The sequence below is a fragment of the Isoptericola sp. Y541 genome (assembly GCF_059445465.1).
The window spans coordinates 188,720-194,734 of the sequence record NZ_JCAIUJ010000008.1 but is presented as its reverse complement, the minus strand read 5'-3'; the positions used below and the strand labels follow the sequence as shown (position 1 = coordinate 194,734).

The 6,015-nt window shown below is 73.0% G+C and carries 5 protein-coding genes and 1 pseudogene; 2 read left to right on the top strand and 4 right to left on the bottom strand.

All coding sequences use genetic code 11. The features are described 5' to 3' along the window. Nucleotides 1-127, top strand: a pseudogene (locus AC1C2V_RS17280) (IS481 family transposase); the annotation flags it as partial. A gap of 31 nt (nucleotides 128-158) precedes the next feature. Beyond that, on the top strand, nucleotides 159-1,037 hold the full coding sequence (locus tag AC1C2V_RS17275; protein ID WP_495390874.1) for a thioesterase family protein: 879 nt from the start codon (nucleotides 159-161) through the stop codon (nucleotides 1,035-1,037). 27 nt (nucleotides 1,038-1,064) lie between these two features. Here the strand turns inward: AC1C2V_RS17275 and AC1C2V_RS17270 are convergent, their stop codons facing one another. The 4 genes from AC1C2V_RS17270 to AC1C2V_RS17255 all read right to left on the bottom strand — a co-directional run bounded on the left by AC1C2V_RS17270 (nucleotide 1,065) and on the right by AC1C2V_RS17255 (nucleotide 6,002). Continuing rightward, nucleotides 1,065-1,445, bottom strand: coding sequence for a DUF5808 domain-containing protein (locus tag AC1C2V_RS17270; protein WP_495390873.1), 381 nt, complete (start codon nucleotides 1,443-1,445; stop codon nucleotides 1,065-1,067). A 62-nt stretch (nucleotides 1,446-1,507) separates the two neighbouring features. Further along, complete coding sequence (locus tag AC1C2V_RS17265; protein ID WP_495390872.1) at nucleotides 1,508-2,737, bottom strand: MFS transporter; 1,230 nt, start codon at nucleotides 2,735-2,737, stop codon at nucleotides 1,508-1,510. Between the two features lie 45 nt (nucleotides 2,738-2,782). Continuing rightward, complete coding sequence (locus tag AC1C2V_RS17260; protein ID WP_495390871.1) at nucleotides 2,783-4,591, bottom strand: glycoside hydrolase family 35 protein; 1,809 nt, start codon at nucleotides 4,589-4,591, stop codon at nucleotides 2,783-2,785. 58 nt (nucleotides 4,592-4,649) lie between these two features. After that, the gene (locus AC1C2V_RS17255; protein ID WP_495390870.1) at nucleotides 4,650-6,002 is read right to left on the bottom strand and encodes an ABC transporter substrate-binding protein; all 1,353 of its coding nucleotides are present in this window, start codon (nucleotides 6,000-6,002) and stop codon (nucleotides 4,650-4,652) included. Nucleotides 6,003-6,015: the final 13 nt, after the last annotated feature.

Genomic DNA, 6,015 nt, shown 5'->3' with positions numbered 1-6,015 from the left:
AACCGAACAGCGCAACGCTGCTCTGCCCGGCTGGCTCCACTTCTACAATCACCACCGAGCCCACTCCGCCATCGGCGGCCAGCCACCAATCACCAGGCTGACCAACCTCCCTGGACATCACACCTAGGTGTTCCCGGAGCCTGCTCCAGACGTGGGCCATGCGCGGCGCACCGTTCTGGGACGCTGCCGTCGCCGGCGGCCCCGGCAGGCCGGCGGCCCTGGCAGGATGGCCGTCTCTCCCCACGAAGGACGGACGGACCATGGCCTACTTCCTGCGCACAGGCGCGACGACGTTCCACCCCACGGAGCACGTGGGCGGGGCGTGGAAGACCGACGAGCAGCACGTGGCGCCGACGCTCGGACTCCTCACGCACCTGGTGGAGCTCGACCGCGCGGCGCGGGGCCGGCACGAGCTGGCGGCCACGCGGCTGGCCTTCGACATCTGGGGCCCGTACCGGCTCGAGGAGATGACCACCGACGTACGGGTGCTGCGCCCGGGGCGCGGCGTCGAGCTGGTGGAGGCGACGGTGGCCTGCGGCGGTCGCACGGTCGTGACGCTCCGCGCGTGGCTCGCTGCCGTGGGCGACACCGCCGACCTGGCGGGCGGCGCACCCGCGCCCGTGCCGGGGCCCGACGAGCACGCGGCGTGGAAGCCTAGCGAAGACTGGCCGGGCGCCTTCGTCGAGTCGATCGACGTGCGCCGCACGCTGGCCGAGCCCGGCCGGGGCACGGTCTGGGTCCGCACCGACCACGCGCTCGTCGAGGACGAGGAGGTGGGCGGCCTCGCCCGGACCGTCGGGCTGCTCGACCTCGCCAACGGCATGTCGGTGCGCGCCGACCCGCGCCAGGTCGCATTCCCCAACCTCGACCTGGCCGCGCACCTGCACCGCGCCCCCGAGGGCGAGTGGCTGGGCCTCGACACCACGGTCACCTTCGGCGCCACGGGCACGGGCCTCACCAGCAGCGTGCTGCACGACGTCCACGGCTCGTTCGGCGCCCTCGCGCAGGGGCTTGTCGTCCGGTCCCTCGCTGGTTGAACCTGTCGAAACCTGGCTTCGACAAGCTCAACCAGCGGTTTCGCGCCCGTCGTCGATCCGACGCCGTACCAGCTCCACCACGCGCCCCACGTTCACGGTCCACCCGACGCCGAAGACGTGCGGGCCGAGCAGGTGCTCGGCGTCCGGATCCCACACCCGCTCGCGGATGCGTTCGACGGTGGGCATCCGGAACTCGTACGGGACGAAGCCCGCGACGGTGCCGTGCCAGGTGCGCTCGTCCTTGTCCTTCCGCAGCTCCTTGGTGACGGCCGCGACCGCGAGGCCGAGGATCACCAGCTGGTACAGGCTCGGCCCGCCCTTCTTGCGGCCGTGCTGTTTGCCGTGCTCCTTGCCCTGCTCCTTGCCCTGCTCCTTGCCCTGCTCCTTGCCGTGCCGCTGCTTGCCCATCTCGGCCTCCGCCCGTCGCGTCGCTGCCCCCGAACCCATCCTGCACCCGGCGGGGGGCAAGTTCAGCGGAGACGCCGGCCCAGCAGTACGGCCCCGGCCGCGACGACGCACACCGCCGCCGTCGTCAGCAGCCCCACGGAGAAGCTCGTCCCGGCGGCGATGAACCCGACGACGAGCGACCCGAGCCCGGTGCCGGCGTCGAACCCGATGTTCCACACGGCGCTCGCGGTGCTGTGCTGCCGCTGCGGCACGGCGGCGAACGCGGCGACGAGGGTGAGGTTCTGCAGGCTGCCGTAGGAGACGCCGACGATCGTCATGCCCAGCACGAGGACGGCCGGCCGCACGCCGCCCGCCGCGATCGCCCACGCGCACAGCGCCAGCCCGCCCGCGCAGACGGCGAGCAGCGGCGCGAGGAACACGCGCGGCCCGAACCGGTCGGCGAACCCGCCCACGCCCCAGCGGGCCAGCGCCGTCGCGGCCGTGAAGCCGAGCAGCCCCGCCACGGCGGCGCCAGCTCCCCCGCCCGCGCCGCCGGCGAACTGCGGCGCGAAGGTCAGCAGCGCCCCGCCCGGCGTCGTCACCGCGAGCAGCACGAGCGACGGCATCACCAGCGCGAGCAGGGTGCGCCCACGTCGTCGAACCGCCGCACCAGCCTGGTCGACCACGGCGGGCGCCGCGGCGTCCTCGGCCGCGCGGTCCGCGTCGACGGCGTCGAGCCGGCGGCCCAGCAACACCGCGAATGGCACCGCGAGCACCGGCAGGGCGCCGAGGGCGAAGACGACGCCGAAGTCGAGGGTCTCGGCGACCCAGGCCGCGCTCGGCAGGAGCACCAGCTGCGGGAAGGCGATCGACAGGCCGTAGAGCCCGATCGCCCGGCCGTGCCGCGGCCCGTCCACCAGGGCGGCGACGGCGCTCGACCCGCAGACGGTCAGGACGGCGAACCCCATGCCGCGCACCGCGGAGAACGCGAGCAGCCACGGGAGATGGTCGGTGGCCATGAACAGCAGCGACGGGATGCCGAGCAGGACGACTCCCACGGACATCGTGAGCCGCCAGCCCACCCGGTGCAGCAGCCACGGCACCGTGGTCTGCGTGAGCACCGTGGCCAGCATGAGCACCGCGTTGACCAGGCCGGCGCCGCCCTCGCCCGCGCCGCCGTGCACCGCCCACAGCGGCGCGGCGGGCAGCAGCAGCGCGTAGCCCGAGAAGCCCAGCGCCGACATCGCCAGCAGCGGCCGGAACCCCGGGACGCGAGCGACGGACGACGAGGACTCAGGGGCGGGGCGGCGCATCCCGGGCAATCTATCGTGCGCGCAGGTCCGGGTCGTCGGCGCGGCTCAGGCCTCCGTCGGGCCGAGGTCGGGTGCGGCGACGAACCGGGCGCGCGCCCCGGCCGCACCGCGCAGCTCGAGCAGCAGCAGCTCGTTGCCGCCCGCCCGGACGAGCGGCCCGGGCACATAGAGCGTCTCGGTGGGCCCCTGGCTCGAGTACCGGCCCAGCAGCTCGCCGTTGACCCACGCCAGGCCGCGGGACCAGCCGTCCAGGCGCAGGAAGTGGTCGACGCCCGCCACCGAGTCGAACGTGCCGCGGTGGAACGACGGCCCGGCGAACGGCGCGGTGTCGTCGGCGCCGCCCGTCCACGCGGCGTCGGTCAGCAGCGTCGGTGCCTCCTGCAGCCGCAACGGCATCGCCTCCCAGGCCGTGAGCTCCCGGGTCGCGGTGCGCACCGGCCCGATCAGCCCCTTCGGCTCGCCGATGCGGGGGCCGTAGTTCACCCGGCCCCGGTCCTCGACGAGCAGCGTCAGCGTGCCGGACCGCCGCGGGAGCGGGAGGGAGTACGCGTGGGTGGCGCGGTCGAGCACGCCGACCGGGTCGCCGTCGAGCGCGACGATCGCGCGGTCGCGCACCTCGTCGACGACGAGCACAGCGTCGTCGGCCTCGACGGTCGTGGAGTACTGGGCGAACCCCGACCAGTGCCGCAGCGCGTCCATCGTCGGAATGGTCGGCGGCGGGCCGTCCGACCGGACGGCGCCCCGCGGCGCCAGCAGGTGCTGCACGTCGGCGAGGGGCACGCGGCCCTCGAGGACGACGTCGAGCTCGGGCGCCGGGCCCGGCTCGGTCGGCAGCTCGTCCGGCACCGGGGCGTGCTTGCCGATCACCGCGCGCAGGGCGTGGAACTTGGCGGTCGCGGCGCCGTGCTCGGACAGCGGTGCGTCGTAGTCGTACGACGTGGTGATGGGCAGGTACGTGCCCTTGTCGTTGGCCCCGTTGGTGAGGCCCAGGTTGGTGCCGCCGTGGAACATGTACAGGTTCACCGACGCGCCCGCGCCCAGCAGGTCGTCCAGGTCCTGGGCCGTCGTCTCCGGGGCGGTGACGTGGTGCTCCAGGCCCCACGAGTCGAACCAGCCGTCCCAGAACTCCGTGCACATGAGCGGCCCGGTGGGCTGGTGGCGGCGCAGCACGGCGAGCCGCTCGAGGGACCGCGAGCCGAAGTTCGCCGTCTTGTGCAGCTCGGGCAGCCCGCCGCGCGACAGGTGCTCGTCGTCGGCCTGGTCGGACGTGAACAGGGGCACGTCGATGCCCTGCTCGCGGGTCAGGTCCACGAGCGCACGCAGGTAGCGGGTGCGTTCGTCGGCGGGCACGCCCGGGTACGCGCCGTACTCGTTCTCCACCTGCACCATGAGCACCGGGCCGCCGCACGTCACCTGCCGCTCGGCGACCACCGGCAGCAGCCGCGCGAAGTACGTGCCGATGGCCTCGAGGAACCGCGCGTCGTACCGGCGCACGCCGGCGGGCTGCCCGGTGGGATCGCCGGCGAAGAGCCAGGCCGGCAGCCCGCCGCCGTCCCACTCGGCGCAGATGTACGGGCCAGGCCGCACGATCGCGTGCAGCCCCTCCGCGGCGACCAGGTCGAGGAAGCGGCCCAGGTCGCGACGCCCCGTGAGGTCGAACTCGTCGGCCTCGGATGCGTGGAAGTTCCACGCGACGTACGTCTCGATCGTGTTCAGCCCCATGAGCCGGGCCTTGCGGATCCGGTCCGCCCACTGGTCCGGGTGCACCCGGAAGTAGTGCAGCGCCCCGCTGATCACCTGGAAGGGGCGGCCGTCGAGCAGGAAGTCCCGCTCGCCGATCTCGAACGTCGTCAACGTGGGCAACGTGCGTGCCACCTCTCCGGGTCGGGTGCTGCGAGGGCTCTCGCCGGGACTACGGCTGCTCGTTGACCGTGAAGCCCTGTCCGTTGCCGTACGTGGTCGACTGCTCCTGCCACGTCGCGAGCCCGTCGGTCAGCGTGGTGTCGGAGACGTACGCCTTGCCCACCGTGTCGTTGAAGATCGCGTTCGCGTACACCTGGAAGGGCAAATAGTTCCAGCCGTCCACGACGTCGGCGGCCGAGTCGGCGAGCACCTCGTTGATCTTCTGCCCGCCGAAGTACTCGGACTCCGTGCCGCGGAACTCGTCCGACTCGAGGTCGGCCGTGGTGGCGGGGAACGCGCCGCCGTCGATGCGGGTCTGCACGCCGTCGCCGGCGGTGGCGTAGTCGACGAACGCGTACGCGAGCTCGGTGTTCTGGCTGGCCGCGGGGACGGTCAGCGAGGAGCCGCCGTTCTCGGCCGACGCGTGCTCCCTGACGTCCCACTGCGGCAGCTCGGCCACGCGCCACTTGCCCGACCCCTGCGGGACGCCGGACTCGAGGTTGGCGGGCATCCAGGCGCCGGTGGCGAGCGACGCGATGCTGCCGTCGCCCAGGCCCTGGTACCACTCGTCGCTCCACGAGCCGACGGGGGCGAGCAGGTCCTCGTCGATGAGCTTCTGCCACACCTCGGCGAACTTCTGGGTGCCCGGGTCGCCGCTGAAGTCGATCGACACCCCGGTTCCGTCGACCGTGTAGGGCTCCCCGCCGGCCTGCCAGATCATGCTGGTAGTGAAGCCGGCGTCGCCGTTGTCGTTGGTGATGTAGGCGTTCGGGTCCTGTTTGTGGATGGAGCGCGCAGCCTCGAGGAACTCGTCCCACGTGGTCGGCACGTCGACGCCGTACTCGTCGAAGGCCTCCTCGTTGTAGAACAGCGCCATCGGGCCCGAGTCCATCGGCAGGCCGTAGGTGCCCTTTCCGCTCTGCACGGAGCTCCACGGCCCGATGGTGAACGTGTCGTCCAGCTCGGCCGCGCCGAGCGGGGCAAGGTCGGTGAGCGCCTCTGAGATGGCGAACTGCGACACCGCGAAGTACTCGATCTGCGCGACGTCGGGCACGCCGTCGCCGGCCGCGATCGCGTTCTGCAGCGCCGTGTACTGGTCGTTGGACGTGCCGACGTTCTCCAGGTTCACCGTGACGTTCGGGTACTGCTCCTCGAAGCTCTTCACCACGTCCTCGAGCGTGGGCTCCCACGACCAGACGGTGATCTCCCCGCCCTTCTCGAGGACGGCGGCGGTGTCGACGGGCGCGACGTCGTCGCCCCCGCCCGTCCCTCCGTCGTCCGAGGAGCCGCAGGCCGCGAGGCCCAGGGCCAGCACCCCGGCGAGAGCGGCGCCGCGCGTCAGGTGGCGGGATCGTGTGTTCATAGGTTTCCTCACT